This is a genomic window from Streptomyces sp. B21-105, from assembly GCF_036898465.1.
GTDB lineage: Bacteria > Actinomycetota > Actinomycetes > Streptomycetales > Streptomycetaceae > Streptomyces.
In genome coordinates this window covers 5,237,567-5,255,596 of record NZ_JARUMJ010000001.1, presented here as the reverse complement: position 1 = coordinate 5,255,596, position 18,030 = coordinate 5,237,567, and the positions used below count along the sequence as shown (strand labels likewise).

Here is an 18,030-nt window from a genome sequence, read left to right as displayed (position 1 = left end):
CGGTCACGATTCGTCTCGCGATGATGTGGTTGGTGTCGGAGACATGGCGCTGCTCGCGCCTGCCCCGCTTCTTCAGCATCCGCAAGTACACAGCTGCACAGCGGTCAGGGCGGGGGCGCGCGGCGCGGGACCGCGCGCGTGCGTGATGATCCTGGGAGCACCGTCGTCACGACCAGACCCGAGGAACCACTCATGCGCGCCGTTCCCATCACCGTCACCGCTCTCACCGCGGCCCTGCTCTTCACCGCCTGCTCAGGCGGGAACGACAGCGGCTCCGGCGGCGACGAGAGCAAGGCCGCGAGCTCCGCCGGGGCCGCCGGATCCGCCTGCGCGGCCGGCGACCTCGGCCAGGACGTCGGCCCCGTCGACGCCGCGCCCGCCGCCGGGGACACCGGCAACGTCACCATCACCCTCACCAACAAGGGCAAGGAGTGCACCCTGGACGGTGTCCCCAAGGTCGACCTCAAGGCCGGCGACGCCTCCGCGTCGGTGACGCAGGACGAGGCCGCCGCGCCGCAGACCCTGACCCTCCCGGCGCAGGGCACCGCCTCCTTCACGATCACCTATGTGCGCGGCGCGGGCAGCGGCGAGAAGTCCCTCGCCGTGAAGACCGTCGAGTACGGCCTGCCGAAGGCCTCGTCCACCACGGACTTCCCCTGGTCGTACGGTGACGTCGCGCTCAAGAGCGAGGGCGTGGCGGACGCCACGGTCAGCGCCTTCACCCAGGCGGGCGACTGACGGACCGGCAGGCGACCCGACAGACGACAGGCGGGCGACTGACGGAATCCGTTCGGCGTGCGGCCACGGCAGGCGGGGCCTGGCATGCGGTCACGGCAGGCGGGGCCGGGACCGCACGCGGGCCCGGTCCGCCGCCTCGGCGCCCTCGGTCCAGCCCGCCTCGTCGGTGACGCCGCGCAGACGGGTGGAGACCGTCTGCGGGAACATGCGGTCCGTCGCCGCGGTGACCGCGACCTCGCGGGAGGCGAGGACCGGCAGCAGGTCGTCGCTGACCTGGGTCTCGGCGGCGGCCGTGAGGCGGGCCCCGACCCGGTGTGCGTACGCGGCGAGGAACGACTGCCGGAAGGTCTTGGTCCGCCGGCGGCCGCTCGCCCGCTGCGCCGCCTCCGCCTTCGCCATCGCCGACTGCGCCTGCACCAGCAGCGACGTGTAGAGCAGTTCCACGGCCTCGAGGTCCGCCTCGAAGCCGACGACCGTGGAGAAGGCGAACGGCTCGTTCCACACCGCCCGGCAGTGGTTGGCGTCGGCGACCGCGTCCAGCAGCACCGCCTTGGCCTGCTCGTACGGCGGCTCGACGCCGATCCGCCAGGCGCCGGGCGCGTCCGGGGCCGGCGCCCCGGCGTCGAGCAGGGCCTCGTCGACACTGTGCCGGGCCATCAGCTCCTGCGCCTTCGCCGTGAGCGCCTCGGCCTCCTCCGGGAAGCCGGTCGCCTCGGCCTTGGCGAGCAGCGCGCGGATCCGGGTGAGCATGCGGGAGGAGGAGTCCGCGGGCGACCCGGCCGCCGGCCCCCGCCGGTGACCGCGCCCGTGGCCGGGCTCGTCGAGAGGGTCGAGGCCGGGCAGGCGCAGCAGCAGCCGGTAGAGCTCCAGGACCGCCGTGGCGTGCGAGAAACGGTCGTCCGGCGCGGGCGGGCCGGCCGGCAGCTCCGCCAGCTGGGCCGTCCAGCGGCGACCACGCGCCCGGTCGTCGCGCGCCTGCGCGCGGATCAGCGCCGCGACGAGGCCCACATGGGCGCCGTCCAGGTCGCGCCGCACGATCCGCACGAGGTCGGCGGGCTGCCAGCCGCGCCGCCAGAGCGCCGCCACGAACTCCGTGCCGCGCCGCGCGAGTTCCGCGTCCGCGGCGGGGTCGGCGGCGAGAAGGGACGCGCCCGAGTCGAGGGCGGCGTCGGCGGTGTCGTAGAGGGCGGTCCGCAGGGCGCGTTCGACGGCGCCGGCCGGGTCGCCGTTGGTGCTGCTCACCGTTCGATCGTGCCATGTGCCGCCCGCGCACCTTCACCCTCACTGTCAGACCCCCCTGCCACACTCGCGGTATGGCCGACCGGTGGGCGCTCGCTCCGGCCGAGGACGGTGGCGTGGAACTCGCCCCCCTCGGTCCGGACGGCCTGCCCGCGGGCCCGTCGCTGCGCGAGCCGGATCTGGCGCGGGCCGTGCGGGAGCGGCCCGACGTCGTGCGCTGGGTCTGGCGTTCCACGTCCGAGGTCTATCCGCGCCTGCTCGACGCGGGCGTGCGGGTCGACCGCTGCTACGACGTGGAGGACGCAGAGACGCTCCTGCTCGGCCACGAGGGCCGGTCCGGCGAGCCCCGATCGGCGGCCGCCGCGCTGGCCCGGCTGCGCGGTGGGCCCGTGCCGCCGGATCCGCCGCAGCGCTCGGCCGAGCCCGGCGCCCAGTCCTCGCTGTTCGAACCGCGGGCCGCCGCGGGGCTGCCGCTGGCGGACCTCCTCGCCGTCTACGCGGAGCAGCAGCGCAGGCACGAGCGGGCCGAGCACCCGGCGCGGATGCGGCTGCTGACGGCGTCCGAGTCGGCGGGGATGCTGGTGGCCGCCGAGATGAACCGGGCCGGGCTGCCGTGGAGCGCGCCGGTGCACCGCGCGCTCCTGGACGACCTGCTCGGCGAGCGGTACGCGGGCGGCGGTGAGCCCCGGCGGCTGGCGGAGCTGGCGGACGAGGTGTCGGCCGCGTTCGGTCGCCGCGTCCGCCCCGACCTGCCGGCGGACGTGGTGAAGGCCTTCGGCCAGGCCGGGATCCGGGTGCGGTCGACCCGGCGCTGGGAGATCGAGTCCCTCGACCATCCAGCCGTGAAGCCGCTGCTCGAGTACAAGAAGCTGTACCGCATCCGGGTGGCCCACGGGTGGTCCTGGCTGCAGGACTGGGTGCGCGACGGGCGGTTCAGGCCGGAGTTCCTCGCGCACGGCACGGTCACCGGGCGCTGGGTCACCAACGGCGGGGGCGGTCTGCAGATCCCTAAGGTCATCCGGCGGGCGGTGGTCGCCGATCCCGGCTGGCGGTTCGTGGTCGCCGACGCCGACCAGATGGAGCCGCGCGTGCTGGCGGCGATCTCCCGCGACCCCGGTCTGATGGAGGTCGCGGGCCGCGAGAGCGACCTCTACCAGTCCGTCTCGGACCGCGCCTTCTCCGGCGACCGCGACCAGGCCAAGCTCGCCGTGCTCGGCGCGGTCTACGGGCAGACCTCGGGCGACGGCCTGAAGAACCTCGCCGCCCTGCGCCGCCGCTTCCCGCGCGCGGTGGAGTACGTCGACGAGGCGGCCCGGGCCGGCAAGGAGGGCCGGCTGGTGCGGACCTGGCTCGGCCGGACGTGCCCGCCGGCGGTCGGGGCGGCCGAGGCCGAGGAGGCCGGCATCCCCGTCGACGATCCCGGCGGACCCGGCGGCCCCGGCGGCCCTGCCGAGGAGGAGAGCGCCGACGACCGGCAGTGGACGCCGGGTTACGCCTCCACCGACGCCCGCGCGCGCGGCCGGTTCGCCCGCAACTTCGTCGTCCAGGGCAGCGCCGCCGACTGGGCGCTGCTGCTGCTCGCCGCACTGCGGCGGGCCTGCGCGGACATGGCGGCGGAACTGGTCTTCTTCCAGCACGACGAGGTGATCGTGCACTGTCCGCAGGAGGAGGCCGACGCGGTCGTCGCGGCGATCCGGGAGGCGTCCGACCTGGCGGGGCGGCTGACGTTCGGGGAGACGCCGGTGCGGTTCCCGTTCACCACGGCGGTCGTGGAGTGCTACGCCGACGCCAATTGACCGGTCCGGCGAGGGCAGTCGCCGGGGCGCCTGAGGACCGGCCGTAGTCTCGGACGGTCCTGCCCGCGGACCCGCCCGTGGGCCCGCCCCCTCCGGAGGAGACGCCGTGCCCTTCCGCTGTGCCGTACTCGACGACTTCCAGAACGTCGCGACAACCCTCGCCGACTGGTCCGTGCCCGGCGAGGAGGTGGAGGTCGTCCCCTTCACCGAGCACTTCGGCGACGAGGACGAACTCGCGACGGCACTGGCCGACTTCGACTGCGTTGTCACCTTGCGCGAACGTGTCTCCTTCCCGGCGTCGCTGCTGGACCGGCTCCCCCGGCTGCGGCTGCTGATCGCCTCCGGCATGCGCAACTCGGTGATCGACTTCCCGGCGGCGAAGGCGAACGGGGTGACGGTCTGCGGCACCCAGAGCTCGTCGACCCCGCCGGTCGAACTGACCTGGGCGCTGCTGCTCGGTCTCGCGCGCGGACTGGTGCAGGAGAGCACCGCCCTGCGTGAGGGCGGGCCCTGGCAGTCGACGCTGGGCGAGGACCTGCACGGGCGGCGGCTCGGGCTGCTGGGGCTGGGGAAGATCGGCGCTCTGGTGGCCCGGGTGGGCCTCGCCTTCGGCATGGAGGTGAGCGCCTGGAGCCAGAACCTGACGGCGGAACGGGCGCGGGAGGTCGGTGTGCGGCGGGCCGCCTCGAAGGAGGAGCTGCTGGCCGAGAGCGACTTCGTGTCGGTCCATCTCGCGCTGGGCGAGCGCACCCGGGGGCTGCTCGGTCCCGCAGAACTCGCGCTGCTCAAGCCGAAGGCCTACCTGGTGAACACCTCGCGCGCGGCGATCGTCGACCAGGAGGCGCTGCTGGCGGCGCTGCGGGAAGGGCGCATCGCGGGGGCGGGGGTGGACGTCTTCGACGTCGAACCGCTGCCCGCCGGCCATCCGATGCGGACGGCCCCCCGCCTGCTGGCCACCCCTCATCTCGGGTACGTGTCCCGGGCCAACTACGAGCGCTACTACGGCCAGGCGGCGGAGGACATCCGCGCGTACCTGTCGGGGGCTCCGGTGCGGGTCCTGGGGTAGCCGCCGGGTCCTGCGGGGGCCGGGCGGCGGCCGGATGCCGGGGCTGGGTGGCCGCCGGCGACGGGGTGGCCCGGGCGGCCGCCGAGGACGGGGGCGGCGGCCGGGTCTGGGGGTGGCCGGGTGTCGAGGGGGCTGCCGGGTGTCGGTGCCAAGTAGGCGCTGGGGCCGGGGTGGTGCCGAGGTCGGGTGGCTGTCGGTGTGGCGGCCGGTGCGGGCGGGGGGGCCGTCGGGGACGGGGGTGGCGGCCGGTGTGGGTTCCCAGTGGCCGCCGGCGACGGGGGCCGGGGCAGCCGCCGGGGACGGGTGGCCGGGGCGGGGACGACAGCCGGGGCCTGGGGGGCTGCCGGGTGTCGGTGCCAAGTAGGCGCTGGGGCCGGGGTGGTGCCGAGGTCGGATGGCTGTCGGTGTGGCGGCCGGTGCGGGCCGGGGGCCGTCGGGGACGGGGGTGGCGGCCGGTGTGGGCTCCGGGGGGCGTCGGGGTTTGAGGGGCCGTCAGGGCGGGGTGGGGTCATGGGGGTGGTGGGGTGTGGGCGGCGGCTCGGGTGAGACGGGTGGCCAGGGTGCGGAGGTGGTCGGCCAGTTCCGGCGGGTCGAGAACCTCGAAGTCGACGCCCTTGAGGGCGATGTGCAACGCGATCTCGTCCAGGGTCGCGGCGCCCGTGTGGAACAGGCAGGAGCGGTCGTCGTACCGCTCCAGACGGCCGGCGGTCGGGGAGGTGCGCTCGGCGAGGTCTTCCACCGGGCAGTGGAAGAGGACGGTCGCCCGGCAGCGGTAGGGGGCCGACGACAGCTTGTCGGTGAGGTAGGCGTTCAGGTCCTCGGCGGGGCCGGGCCGGGGGGTGAACCGGGGCCCGGACTGCGGGGCGGCGTCGACGCGGTCGAGCCGGAACGTGCGCCAGTCGTCCCGCTCCAGGTCGAAGGCCAGCAGGTACCAGCGGCGGCCGGTGTGGACCAGCCGGTACGGCTCGACGCGGCGCGTCCTGCCCTGGTAGCCGAAGCGCACGCTCTCGTGTCCCCGGCAGGCGGCGGCGAGCACCGCCAGCAGGTTCGCGTCCACGGCCGGGCCGGACGCCGTCAGCGGCAGGATCGCCGACTGCATCGCCGCCACCCGGTGCTTCAGCCGTGAGGGCAGCACCTGTTCCAGCTTGGCGAGCGCTCTTAGCGAGGTCTCCTCGAAGCCCGCCACCGAGCCGGACGCGGCGGCCCGCAGGCCGACGGTCACCGCGACGGCCTCGTCGTCGTCCAGCAGCAGGGGCGGCAGCGCCGCGCCGACGCCGAGCTGGTAGCCGCCGCCGGGGCCGGCCAGGGACCGCACCGGGTAGCCCAGTTCGCGGAGCCGGTCCGCGTCCCGGCGGACGGTGCGGGTCGTCACGCCCAGCCGTTCGGCCAGTTCCGGGCCCGGCCAGTCGGGGCGGGACTGCAGCAGGGAGAGCAGCCGCAGTAATCGGGCCGAGGTCTCGAGCATCTGGCGGAAAACTCCTCATCGATCGCACCCGGTCGAGGACAGAACCTGTCCTCAGGGCTTCCTAGTGTCTTTCTTGCCGGCCCGCGAGGGAACGGCCCGCAGAACCACAGGCAAGCAGAACCACAGGCAAGCAGAACCACCGGCACAGCAAGGGAGAAAGTCATGATCCTCGTCACCGGAGCCACCGGGAACGTCGGCCGCCACGCACTGGAGATGCTGCTCGCGCAGGGCCGCCAGGTGCGGGCCGCGTCACGCGCCCCGGAGCGGGCGAGCTGGCCCGCCGGGGTGTCGACCGTCGCGCTCGACCTGGCCGACCCGGCGTCGCTCGCCACCGCGCTGGAGGGGGTCGAGGCGGTGTTCCTGTTCGCCGCCCCGGGCTGCGGGCCGGCCTTCGTCGCCGCCGCCGAGGCCGCCGGCGTACGCCGGGTGGTGCTGCTGTCCTCCGGGTCGGTGGACGACGAGTCCGAGGAGCAGGACGGCCCGATCGCCGCCTACCACGCGGAGGTCGAGCGGGCGCTGCGCGGCTCCACCCTGGAATGGACGTTCCTGCGGCCCGACGTGTTCGCCGCCAACACGCTGATGTGGGCCGGGCAGACCAAGGGCGGCGGCGACGTGGTCCGCGGCGCCTACGCCGAGGCCACCGCCGCGCCGATCCACGAGGCCGACATCGCCGCCGTGGCCGTGGCCGCGCTCACCGAGGACGGTCATGCCGCCGAGATCCACCGGCTGACCGGTCCGCAGTCGCTGACCCACGCCGACCAGGCCGTGATCATCGGCGAGGTGCTCGGCCGTCCCGTCACCTACCAGGAGCTGCCTGTCGAGACGGTCCGCGCGGCGATGAGCGCGCACGTCCCCGGGCCGGTCCTCGACGACATCCTCAAGGTGTGGGCCGACTCGGTCGGCCGGCCCGCCCTGGTCACGGCCGACGTCGAGAAGATCACCGGCCGGGCCCCCCGCAGCTACCGCGAATGGGTGTCCGAGCACGCCGCCGCGTTCTGACGCGGCCGGGCCGTGACCCTGCCGAGCCCTGGGCGGCCGGATCCGGGGCGGCCCGACCCGGCACGACCGGATCCGGGGCGACCGGATCCGGGGCGGCCTGTGTCACACCTGCCGCTCCGGGACGTCCACCACCAGGCCGTCGATCGCGTCGGTGACCGGCAGCTGGCAGCTGAGCCTGCTGTTCTCCCGGCGCGGGCAGGCCGTCGTGTACAGCAGTTCGTCCTCGATGTCGGACACGGCCGGCAGCGTGACCGTGCTGCCGCGGTCGACGTAGACGTGGCAGGTCGCGCACATGGCGCCGCCGCCGCACTCCCCGACGATGCCGTCGACGCCGCCCACGACCGCCCCCCGCATCACGGAGTTCCCCTCGGGGACGTCGAGGGTCGTGGGGGTTCCGTCCGGACTCCGGTAGGTGATCCTGGCCATGCGTCGTGTCCTCCCTGCGTTCGCGCGTCCGCGCACGTGCCGCGGAGCCGCGCCGGCGTACGTTCCACGGATGCCTGCGGTGCTCTCGCCGCCCACCGTGCCGCGCCTCCCTGGGGAGTCGCTGGGGGCTCGATCGAACGCGGCCTCCGGGCCGCCGCCGCCCGCGCACTCCAGGCCGGTGCGCCCCGTGCTCCAGGTCGGTGCGCCCGGCACTCCAGGTCGGTTCGAGAGCCACGCTGGAGGGTGGCCGGTACGTACGGCACTCATGGCGCACAGGAGGCACCCATGCCGAAGACCGGCGAGCGGCTCACGTGGACGGCCGCAGGACCAGGCGAACGCCTGGAGTACGCGACGCTCGAGGTCCCGCTCGACCACGCCGATCCCGACGGCGCGCGGATCACCCTCGCCGTCAGCCGGCTGCCGGCCACGGATCCCGCACGCCGGCGGGGCGTCCTGATCGGGGTGACCGGCGGGCCCGGCGGCGACGGCGGCCTCGGCGCCGGCATGCCCGCCCGGCTGGCCGGCACCCCCCTCGCGGAGGTGTACGACCTGATCGGCTTCGACCCGCGCGGCACCGGCGCCTCGACGCCGCTGCGCATCGAGGTCACCCCCACCACCGCGCCGTTCGACTCACGGCCGCCGGACTCCGCGTTCGCGGCGATGGCCGCCGACATGCGCGAGCGCGAGCAGGGGTGCCTGCGGGCCGGGGGTGAGATGCGTGCGCACGTCAACACCCGTAACACCGCCCGCGACATGGACTGCATCAGGGTCGCGCTCGGCGAGGAGAAACTGAACTTCCTCGGTTACGCGTACGGCAGTTACGTCGGCGCCGTCTACGGGACGATGTTCCCCGAGCGCCTGGACCGCAGTGTGCTCGACTCCTGTGTGCACCCCGGCTGGACCTGGCGTGAGCAGTTCGTGGCGCAGGCGCGGGCGGTCCGCGAGAACGTGGACCGCTGGGCCGCATGGACCGCGAGGCGCGACAACCACTTCGCCCTCGGGACGACGGCGTCGCTGACCGTGGCCGCCGTCGAGGGCGTCGCCGCGCGGCTGGAGAGCCGGCTCGGGGCGTCCGTGCGGACGTCGTTCGACGGCATCGTGGGCGGTCTGGCCACCGACCGTTCCGCGTGGGAGCGGCTGGGGCTGCTGGTCGGGGCGCTGCGGGACGCGCTCGCCGAGGGCGCCGACGAGCGGACGGCGGCGCTGCTGGCCGAGCACGCCACGGGCGGCTGGGGGGCGCGGGCCAGCGAGCAGTGGAAGCAGAGCGTCCTCGAGGCGGTGACGCTGGAGACGGAGTGGCCGACCGACCTGGAGACCTACTACGCGGACATGCGCGTCTGCCGGGAGCGCTACCCCTACGGGCACGGGGTGCTGCGGGCGGCCCCCTGGGTCGGCGCGTTCCGCACCTTCCGGTCGCCCGAGCCGCCCACCGTGCTCGCCCGGGACGGCTATCCGGCGGGCCTGGTCGTGCAGGCGGACGGCGATCCGATGGACCACCGCGAGGGCGGCGAGGCCCTGGCGGAACGCCTCGGCCACCATCTGATCCTGGTGGAGGACTCCGGCGAGCACGAGGTCTATGTGCTGAGCGGCAGCAATCCGCGCCTCGAGGCCTACGTGGAGGGGTACTTGGTGGACGGGGTGCTGCCGCCGGCCCGGGTGGGCGTGCCCGGAGTGCGCCAGGCGCCGCCGGTTCCCGAGGACGCCTGAGGGCCGGGGGACGTCCGAATCCCCCGGGGCGCCTGCATCCCGGGGGGACGTCCGGGACGTCCGGGACGTCCGGGACGTCCGGGACTGCGCGAAAGGGGGAGGGGCCCGCCGACCGGCCCCTCCCCCTTCGCCGTCGTGTGTGCCGTCCGTCAGCGGCGTTTGCCCGCCGGGACGACGTACCGGGCGTAGAGCAGCTCGCGCATCACGTCGTCGCCGCCCTCCACGATGGAGACGTAGCGCAGGTCTCGGACCAGTTTCCCGATCGGGTGGTCGTGGGTGTAGCCGAGGCCGCCGAACATCTCCGAGCCGGTCGTCGCCACCTCCCAGCCGGCCTGGCCGCAGTACATCTTGGCGGCCAGCGCCGAGCGCAGGGTGCCCACCCGGTACAGGGCGGCGGCCGGGTTCTCCGCCGCCAGGAACCGGTCCAGCTCGGCCGCGGCCGCCCGGCACTGGTTGCGCATCACGTCGATCGTCATCTCGATCTGGCCGAGCTTGGCGGCGAACACGGCGTTCTCGCGCAGCAGAGCGCCCTTGATCCGCTTCTGTGCCGCGTACTCCATGGACAGGTCCCGGATCCTGCGGGCGACGCCGATCGCGGTGGCGGCGATGAGGATGCGGCTGGCGTTGAGACCGATCTCCAGCAGGCGCAGCCCGTTGCCGCGCAGCCGGCCCGCGGCGGGCACCCGGCAGTCGCGCAGCCGGACCCGGTAGGTGCCCGAGCCGCGGACGCCGAGCATGTCCCAGCGCTTGACGATCTCCACCCCGGGGGTGGCGCGGGGCACCGCGACGACGGCGTAGTCGCCGTCGTCGTCGGCGGACCTGGCGAGCACGAGGAGGGTGTCGGCCGGGTCGGAGTTGGTGGAGAAGTACTTCTCCCCGTCGAGGACCAGGTCGTCGCCGTCGCGCCGGAAGGTGGTGGCGGTGCGGTTGAGCTCGCTGCCCGCGTCCTCCTCGCTGCCGAGGATGCCGAGCCGGCCGCCGTCCCGGACGAGACGCTCCAGGACGGGGCGGGCCGTGGCCTCTTCGCCGTGCAGTTGGAGCATCACCGTGCCGAGCACCGGCAGGAAGGCGCCGAAGGCGAAGCCGGCGTCGCCGTAGGCCAGTTCGGAGACGATGTCCACGCTGTCCGCGAGGGACGCCCCGGCGCCGCCGTACGCGGCCGGGATCCACCAGTTGGCCAGCCCGGCGGCGTGCAGCCGGGCCGACTCGGCGGTGGGCTGCTCGGGCAGGCCGTCGAAGTACTCGCCCCTGGGCAGCAGTTCGGCGCGGACGAACTCCCGGACCCGCTTCAGCATCTCCGCCGCGTCCGCCGGGCCCCCGACCCTCTCCGTCGTTTCCGTCGTTTCCGTCGTCTCGGTCGTCTCGGTCGTCATGGTGTCCCCCTCACCCGGTCTGGACGAAGGCGCGGGCCTTGGCCATGGTGGCGCGGCTGTTCGAGCCCAGCGCGTGCCGCACCGCCTGCCGGGCGTCCGCCAGCGTCTTGGGCGGGTCGGGCAGCGCGTCGATGCCCGCCGGGTCGAGCAGGACCTGGTGGTGCGAGGTGACCTTCACGGTGCCGTCGGGACCCTCCTCGAACCGCCACTCCCCGTTGTGGGCGTGGAGCACCGGCGGCAGGATCGTCTGCTTGTAGGTGATCCGCCGCAGCGGCTCGCAGACCCGGCCGGACGCCGTGGTGTGCAGCGAGCCGTCCGGGGAGCGGGTGTCCATCTCCATGAACTGCAGCCCGGTCTCCTCCTCGCGGAGTTCGAGGCGCGCCACGTGTGGAAGGCGCTCCGGCCACCGGGACGCCTCGTAGATGAAGGCGTACGCCTCCTCGATGGAGCCGGTGATGGTCTCGGTGTCGGCGAAGTCGAACAGCAACTCCCGCTCGGCTTCCCCGCGTTCGGCCGCCCGCCGCAGGTGCTCCAGCTCGGAGCGGCTGTTGGTGTCGACGGCCCGGGTGATGCGCTCGTGGGCCACCGGGTCGCCGTCGACGGCCCGGTAGAAGTGGTCGAGCTCCACCGTGCAGCCGCCGTCGGGCCGCTCGGTGATGCGCCAGGTGCCGCCCATCGCCGCGACCGGTTCGCGCGGCTGGACCTGCTCGAACTCGATGCGGAGCCGGGCCGGTTCCAGCCGTCGGCGCGACTCCCAGGTGCGCAGTTCGCCGTTGGCGAGCGCCCAGATCCGGATCCGTTCGTCTGTCTCGTCGCCGCTGGTCCGCTCGGCCCGCACGGTGGGCGGGAAGTACAGCGGCCACAGGCCCACTTCGGCGACGATCCGGTAGACGGCCGCCGCCGGGGCCGACACCTCGACGCGGTGGGTCACCACGGTGGTGCCGTCGGCGGTGACTTCGGCGGTGCCGTCCACGGTGACTCCGGTGGTGGCGTCAGGGGTGCCGTCGACAATGGCTTCGGCTGTGGCTTCGGTGGTGCCTTCGGTGGTGACGGTTTCGGCGTCGCGTGCCATCACGCGCCCTCCAGTCCTGAGATGAAGTTGACAAGTGCCCGCGGCGTCGGGTGTTCCAGTACGGCGCCGGCGGGGAGCCGGAGCCCGGTCGCGGCGGTGAGCCGGTTGCGCAGGTCGACACTGAGCAGGGAGTCGAAGCCGAGTTCCTTGAAGGAGTCCTCGGCGCCGACCGCGGACGGTTCGAGGTAGCCCAGCACCTCGGCGGTGTGCGTCCGCACCAGCTGCATCAGGTCGCCGCCCGCCGGAGGCGCTGCCGCTCCGGGTGCTGGGGCGGGCGCCGGAGCGGGAGCCGCGGGCACGGGCACGGGCACCGGAGCTGCGGGCACGGGAGCCGGCGCCGGTGTGGCGGGCCGGGAAGGCGCGTCGTTCCGGGACAGGTCCGGCAGCCCCTCGAGCAGGCGGGCGGCACGGCTGCCGGGCCGCAGCTGCTCCGGGGCGAGCCGCAGCGGCACCCGGACCGGCGCGGACGAGGCCAGGTTCTCGAAGAGGAGCCGCATGCCGTCCCCGCTGTCCAGCGGAGCGATCCCGATGCGGGCCAGCGCGGCGGTGTCGGCCTCGGTCAGATGACCGGTCATCCCGGTGGGCTGCCGCCACAGACCCCAGGCCAGCGACGTCGCCTCCAGCCCGCGTGCCCTGCGGTACTGCGCGAGGGCGTCGAGGTAGGTGTTGGCCGCCGCGTAGTTCGCCTGGCCCGGGTTGCCGAGCACCCCCGCCACCGACGAGAACAGCACGAACGCCGACAGGTCCAGGTGCTCGGTGAGCCGGTGCAGATGCCAGGCCCCGGCGACCTTGGGCCGCAGCACCGCCCGGAGCTGTACCGGCGTGAGCCCGGTGAGCACCCCGTCGCGCAGCACGCCGGCGGTGTGGAAGACGCTGCCGGGCCGGTACTCGGCGACGACTTTCGCGACGGCGTCGGCGTCGGCGACGTCGCAGGCCACGACGGACACCTCGGCGCCGGCCGCGGTCAGTTCCGCGCTCAGCTGCGTCGCGCCGTCGGCGGCCGGGCCGCTGCGGCTCAGCAGCACCAGGTGCCGGGCGCCCCGCTCGGTGACCAGGTGCCGGGCCAGTTCGGCGCCGAGACCGCCGGTGCCGCCGGTGATCAGCGTGGGTCGCAGCGGGTCGTAGGAGCGCGGGGTGGTCAGCACGAGCTTGCCCTGGTGACGGGCCCGGCTGAGCATCCGCAGCGGAACCTGGCCGTCGCGCACGTCCCAGGTGCGCACCGGCAGATGGCGCAGCGCGCCCGCCTCGAACAGGGCGACCAGCTCGTCCAGGACCTCGCTGATGCGGTCCGGGTCGACGCCCAGGATGTTGTACGCCCGGTAGGTGATGCCGGGGTGCTCGGCCTCGGTGGCGGCCACTTCACGCAGGTCGGTCTTGCCCATCTCGGCGAACCGGCCGCCCGGCGCCAGCAGGCCGAGGGAGAGGTCGAGGGCCTTGCCGGACAGCGAGTTCAGCACGACGTCCACGCCCCGGCCGCCGGTGACGGCCCGGAAGGCGTCGGCGAAGTCGAGCGTGCGGGAGGAGGCGATGTGGTCGTCGGGGACGCCCCAGGCGCGCAGCGTGGGCTGCTTGTCGGCGCGGGCGGTGGCGAACACGTCGGCGCCCAGGTGCCGGGCGAGCTGGATGGCCGCGAGGCCGACGCCGCCGGTCGCGGTGTGGATCAGCACCCGGTCGCCGGGCCGGGTGCCGGCCACGTCGACGAGGCACTGGTAGGCGGTGATGAAGACGATGGGCACGCCGGCCGCCTGGGCGAAGCTCCAGCCGTCCGGGAGCGGCTTGACCATGCGTTCGTCGGCGACGGCCAGCGGGCCCAGCGAGCGCTCGAACATGCCGAACACCCGGTCGCCGGCCGCGAAGCGGGTCACCTCGGCGCCGACCTCGGTGATCACGCCCGCGCCTTCGCTGCCCATGGTCTTCTCGGTGGCGACGAGGCCGAGTCCGACCGTGACGTCACGGAAGTTGAGGCCGGCCGCGCGCACCTCGACGCGCACCTCTCGGGGACCCAACTCGGCCTGGGCCTCCGGGTGTTCGACGAGTGCGAGGTCGTCGAGGGTGCCCTTGACGGTGACGTCGAGCCGCCAGGCGCGGCTGCCGGCCGGGGGGCGCAGCCGGCTCTCGGCGGCGATCCGCAGCCGCGGCCGGTACAGCCGTCCGGCCCGCAGGGCCACCTCGGGCTCACCGCAGGCGAGGGCCTGCGGCAGAGCCGCCAGGGACGCCGGGTCGTCGTCGACGTCGATCAGCACGAAGGTGCCCGGGTGCTCGGTCTGCGCCGAGCGCAGCAGTCCGGTGACGGCCGAGGCGGCCAGGTCGCGGACGGGTTCCCGGTCGGTGACGGCGAGCGCCCCCCGGGTGACCACGGCGAGCCGTGAGGCCGCGAACCGCGAGTCGGCGCGCCAGCTCTGCACGAGGTCGGCGGCGGCCAGCGTCAGCCGCTCGGCCTGCGCCGGATCGCCGCCGGGGTCGCCGTCAGGGCCGGAGACGGAGCCGAGCGGGGCGGGGCCGAGCGGGGCGGAGCCGAGGGGCGCGACGACGATCGCCGGCGCGGGGAGCGTCACCGACTCCAGGTCGGGGAAGTCCGGCCGGTCCCACAGGCCGCTCGCGCCGACCGTCACCCATGTGTCGGGGCCGGAGGCGTCCGTGGCGCGCAGCCGCTCCCACGCCGGTTCGAGGCTGACGCCCCGCTCCTCGGCGGGCAGCGGCCGCAGCGTGAGCGAGCGCACCGAGCCGACGGGCCGGTCCTGGCCGTCGAAGAAGGTCAGCGACAGGTCGTCGCCGTCCGGCCGGGCGTGCACGCGCAGGGTGCGGGCGTCGGTGGGCGTCAGGTCGGCGTCGCGCCAGGCGAACGGCACCAGCAGGCCCGCGTCCGCCCGGAGGACGGCCGGGTGCAGGGCCGCGTCGAGCAGCGCCGGGTGGGCGGTGACGAAGTCGCCCCGCTCCAGGTCGGGCAGGGCCACTTCGGCGAGGATGTCCGCGCCGCGCGTCCACAGGGCGTGCAGTCCGGCGAACGCCGGGCCGTAGTGGTAGCCGCGTTCGGCGAGCACCCGGTAGGCGTCGGCGACGTCGACCGGGGTGGCGCCCTCGGTGGACCAGCGGGCGGGCTCGGCCGGCGCCGGGTCGCGGCCGGCGAGCGCGCCGGAGGCGTGCCGCACCCAGCCGCCGTCGGCCTGGCGGGCGTGCACGGTCAGGGCCCGGCGTCCGGCGGCGTCCTCGGGGTCGAGGACGATCCGCAGGTCCGCGGCCCCCTGTTCGGGCAGCGGCAGCGGCACGCTGAGGGTGAGGTCGGCCACGACGGGCCGGCCGATCCGCTCGCCGACCTCGCCGAGCAGCGACAGGAACACGGTCGCCGGCACCAGCGCCGCGCCCCGGACGACGTGATCGGCCAGCCACGGGTACCGCTCGCGGTCCACGGTCGCGGTGACGACGGTCTGCCCGGACGGCAGTTCGGTCGGTGCCGCGGTGAACGCGCCGGCGTCGCCGCCTGCGGTGGCCGTCGGAGCCGTCGCCCAGAACCGGGTGCGTTCGAACCGGTAGGACGGCAGGTCGATCTGGCGGCCCGCCGGCTGCAGCGCGGTCAGGTCGACGGGCCCCACGGAGTCGGGGAGGGCCGCGGCCGACGCCAGGAACTGGCCCGCGCCGCCGCTGTCCCGGCGCAGGGTGCCGAGCACGGCGCCCGTCACCCCGGCCGCGTCCAGGACCTCCTGGGCGCCGAAGGTCAGCACGGGGTGCGGGCTGCACTCGACGAAGGTGCGGTGCCGGCGCTCCACCAGTCCCCGCAGCACCGGCTCGAACCGCACGGTGTTGCTCAGGTTGTCGTACCAGTACGCGGCGTCCATGTCCGCGGTGTCGATGACCGCGCCGGTCAGCGTGGAGTGCAGCCGGACGTCGGAGGAGCGCGGCGAGATCCCGGCGAGGTCGGTGAGGAGGCGTTCCTCCAGCGCCTCCATCGCCTCGGTGTGCGACGCGTAGTCGACGTCGATGCGCCGGGCGTCGACGCCGTGCCGTTCGCAGCGGGCCAGCAGGTCGGTGAGGCCTGCGACGTCCCCGGCGACCACGGTCGAGGTCGCCGAGTTGACCGCCGCGACGCTCACCCCGTCCACGCTGTTCAGGAGCCGCTCGGTCTCCTCCGCGCCGAGCAGGACGGACGCCATGCCGCCGGGGGGCGCGAGCTGTGCCAGGGCCTGGCTGCGCAGGGCCACCACCCGGCAGGCGTCGGCGAGGCTGAGCGCACCGGCCACGTGGGCCGCGGCGATCTCGCCCTGGGAGTGGCCGACGACCGCGGCGGGCCGTACGCCGGCCGACTTCCACAGCGCGGCCAGCGACACCATCATCGAGAACAGCGCGGGCTGGACGACGTCGACCCGTTCCAGTCCCTCGCCGCGCAGCGCGTCGGTCAGCCGCCAGCCGCACAGCGGGGCCAGTTCCTCCGCACAGGCCTCCATGCTCGCGCGGAAGACCGCCGACTCCTCCATCAGCGCGAGACCCATCCCGCGCCACTGGGACCCCTGCCCGGGGAAGACGAACACCGGTCCGGCCAGGTCGCGGTAGGACTCGGTGCGCAGCACGGTCGGCGACCGGTAGCGGCCCGGGACGGCGGGCAGCGGGGCGTCGGAGGCCAGCGCCTCCAGTCCGGTCAGCAGGTCGGCGCGGTCGTCGGCGATCACGACGCCGCGCTGCCGGAACCCGCTGCGGCCGCGCAGGGTGTGCGCGACGTCCTCGGGCGCATCCTGCGGGGTGCGGCCGAGGTGGTCGGCGAGGGCCCTCGCCTGGGCGCGCAGCGACTCGGCGTGCGGGGCGGAGACCGACCACAGCAGCGGCGCCGTCGCGTCGGCGGCCGGTTGCCGCGCGGGCACGGGCTCGGGCTCGGCTTCCTCGATGACCAGGTGGGCGTTGGTGCCGCTGATCCCGAACGAGGAGATACCGGCCCGCCGTGGTCCGTCGCCGCGCTCCCACGGGCGGGCCCGGGTCAGCAGGGCGAGACCGCTGTGCTCCCAGTCGATGTGGTGGGTGGGCCGGGAGACGTTCGGCGTGGCGGGCAGGACGCCGGCGCGCAGCGCCTCCACCATCTTGATCACCCCGCCGACGCCCGCGGCGGCCTGGGCGTGTCCCAGGTTCGCCTTCAACGAGCCGATCCACAGCGGGTGTTGCGCGTCGCGGCCCCGGCCGTAGACGGCGGACAGCGCCCGCGCCTCGATGGGGTCGCCGAGTTCGGTGCCGGTGCCGTGCGCCTCGACCGCGTCTACGTCGTGCGGGTCCAGTCCGGCCTGGCGCAGGGCCCGCCGGATGACGTCCTCCTGGGCGGCCCGGTTGGGCGCGGTGAGGCCGTTGCTCGCGCCGTCGGAGTTGGCGGCGGTGCCGCGGACCACGGCGAGGACGCGGTGGCCGCGCGCGCGGGCGTCGGAGAGCCGCTCCAGCAGCAGCAGTCCGGCGCCCTCCGCCCAGGCGGTGCCGTCGGCGTCGTCGGAGAAGGGGCGGCAGCGTCCGTCGGGCGAGAGTCCGCCCTGCCGGGTGAAGTCGACGAACATGCCGGGCGTCGACATCACCGCGACGCCGCCGGCCAGCGCCAGGTCGCACTCGCCGTCGCGCAGCGACCGCACCGCCAGGTGGACGGCGACCAGCGAGGACGAGCACGCGGTGTCCACCGTGAGGGCGGGGCCGCGCAGCCCGAAGCAGTAGGCGATGCGTCCGGAGGCGACGCTGGTCGAGCTGCCGGTGATGCGGTAGCCGCCGGCGCCCTGGTTGTCCTCGTACAGGCGCGGCCCGTACTCCTGGGCCATCGCCCCGACGAACACACCGGTGTTGCTGCCGGTGAGGGCGTCCCGGCTCAGGCCGGCCCGCTCGAAGGTCTCCCAGGCCGTCTCCAGCAGCACCCGCTGCTGGGGGTCCATGCCCTCCGCCTCGCGGGGCGAGATGCCGAAGAACTTGGCGTCGAAGCGGTCGGCGTCGTCGAGGAAGCCGCCGCGGGTCGTGGTGGAGCGGCCGTCGGCGAGGTCCGCCGCACGCCAGCCGCGGTCGGTGGGGAAGGAGGAGGTGGCGTCGCGGCCGTCCGCGACCAGCTGCCACAGGTCGGCGGGCGTGCGCACACCGCCCGGGTAGCGGCAGCCCATGGCCACGACGGCGACGGCTTCCTGGTCACCGTCCAGTGGTCCGGT

General features: G+C 75.1%; 10 protein-coding genes and 1 pseudogene. 5 read left to right on the top strand and 6 right to left on the bottom strand.

All coding sequences use genetic code 11. The features are described 5' to 3' along the window. Nucleotides 1-192 precede the first annotated feature (192 nt). Nucleotides 193-738, top strand: coding sequence for a DUF4232 domain-containing protein (locus QA802_RS23695; RefSeq protein WP_334526195.1), 546 nt, complete (start codon nt 193-195; stop codon nt 736-738). Nucleotides 739-828: 90 nt separating this feature from the next. Here QA802_RS23695 and QA802_RS23690 read toward each other — a convergent pair whose 3' ends face one another. After that, entirely contained in the window at nt 829-1,980 is a 1,152-nt protein-coding gene (locus QA802_RS23690) for a DUF2786 domain-containing protein (RefSeq protein WP_334526192.1), read from the bottom strand. 71 nt (nt 1,981-2,051) lie between these two features. Between QA802_RS23690 and QA802_RS23685 the strand changes: the two genes are divergently transcribed. Continuing rightward, nucleotides 2,052-3,773, top strand: a complete 1,722-nt coding sequence (locus QA802_RS23685) for a bifunctional 3'-5' exonuclease/DNA polymerase (RefSeq protein ID WP_334526189.1) — start codon at nt 2,052-2,054, stop codon at nt 3,771-3,773. Nucleotides 3,774-3,879: 106 nt separating this feature from the next. Beyond that, a complete protein-coding gene (locus QA802_RS23680; protein ID WP_334526186.1) occupies nt 3,880-4,839 on the top strand; it encodes a D-2-hydroxyacid dehydrogenase family protein in 960 nt (319 codons plus the stop codon). A gap of 508 nt (nt 4,840-5,347) precedes the next feature. Here QA802_RS23680 and QA802_RS23675 read toward each other — a convergent pair. Next, entirely contained in the window at nt 5,348-6,304 is a 957-nt protein-coding gene (locus tag QA802_RS23675; protein WP_334526183.1) for a helix-turn-helix transcriptional regulator, read from the bottom strand. A 162-nt stretch (nt 6,305-6,466) separates the two neighbouring features. On the opposite strand from QA802_RS23675, the gene QA802_RS23670 reads away from it, so the two are divergent. After that, nucleotides 6,467-7,303, top strand: a complete 837-nt coding sequence (locus tag QA802_RS23670; RefSeq protein WP_334526180.1) for an NAD(P)H-binding protein — start codon at nt 6,467-6,469, stop codon at nt 7,301-7,303. Between the two features lie 102 nt (nt 7,304-7,405). Here QA802_RS23670 and QA802_RS23665 read toward each other — a convergent pair whose 3' ends face one another. Then, a complete protein-coding gene (locus QA802_RS23665) occupies nt 7,406-7,729 on the bottom strand; it encodes a 2Fe-2S iron-sulfur cluster-binding protein (protein ID WP_319169423.1) in 324 nt (107 codons plus the stop codon). 285 nt (nt 7,730-8,014) lie between these two features. Here QA802_RS23665 and QA802_RS23660 point away from each other — a divergent pair, with 285 nt between their 5' ends. Beyond that, a complete protein-coding gene (locus tag QA802_RS23660; protein ID WP_334526175.1) occupies nt 8,015-9,436 on the top strand; it encodes an alpha/beta fold hydrolase in 1,422 nt (473 codons plus the stop codon). Between the two features lie 149 nt (nt 9,437-9,585). Here the strand turns inward: QA802_RS23660 and QA802_RS23655 are convergent, their stop codons facing one another. The 3 genes and pseudogenes from QA802_RS23655 to QA802_RS23645 all read right to left on the bottom strand — a co-directional run. After that, a complete protein-coding gene (locus QA802_RS23655; RefSeq protein WP_334526172.1) occupies nt 9,586-10,809 on the bottom strand; it encodes an acyl-CoA dehydrogenase family protein in 1,224 nt (407 codons plus the stop codon). A 10-nt stretch (nt 10,810-10,819) separates the two neighbouring features. Next, nucleotides 10,820-11,881, bottom strand: a complete 1,062-nt coding sequence (locus QA802_RS23650; protein WP_319169426.1) for an aromatase/cyclase — start codon at nt 11,879-11,881, stop codon at nt 10,820-10,822. Then, a pseudogene (locus QA802_RS23645) lies at nt 11,881-18,012 on the bottom strand (type I polyketide synthase); the annotation flags it as partial. The pseudogene QA802_RS23645 and the gene QA802_RS23650, both read right to left, overlap by 1 nt. Nucleotides 18,013-18,030: the final 18 nt, after the last annotated feature.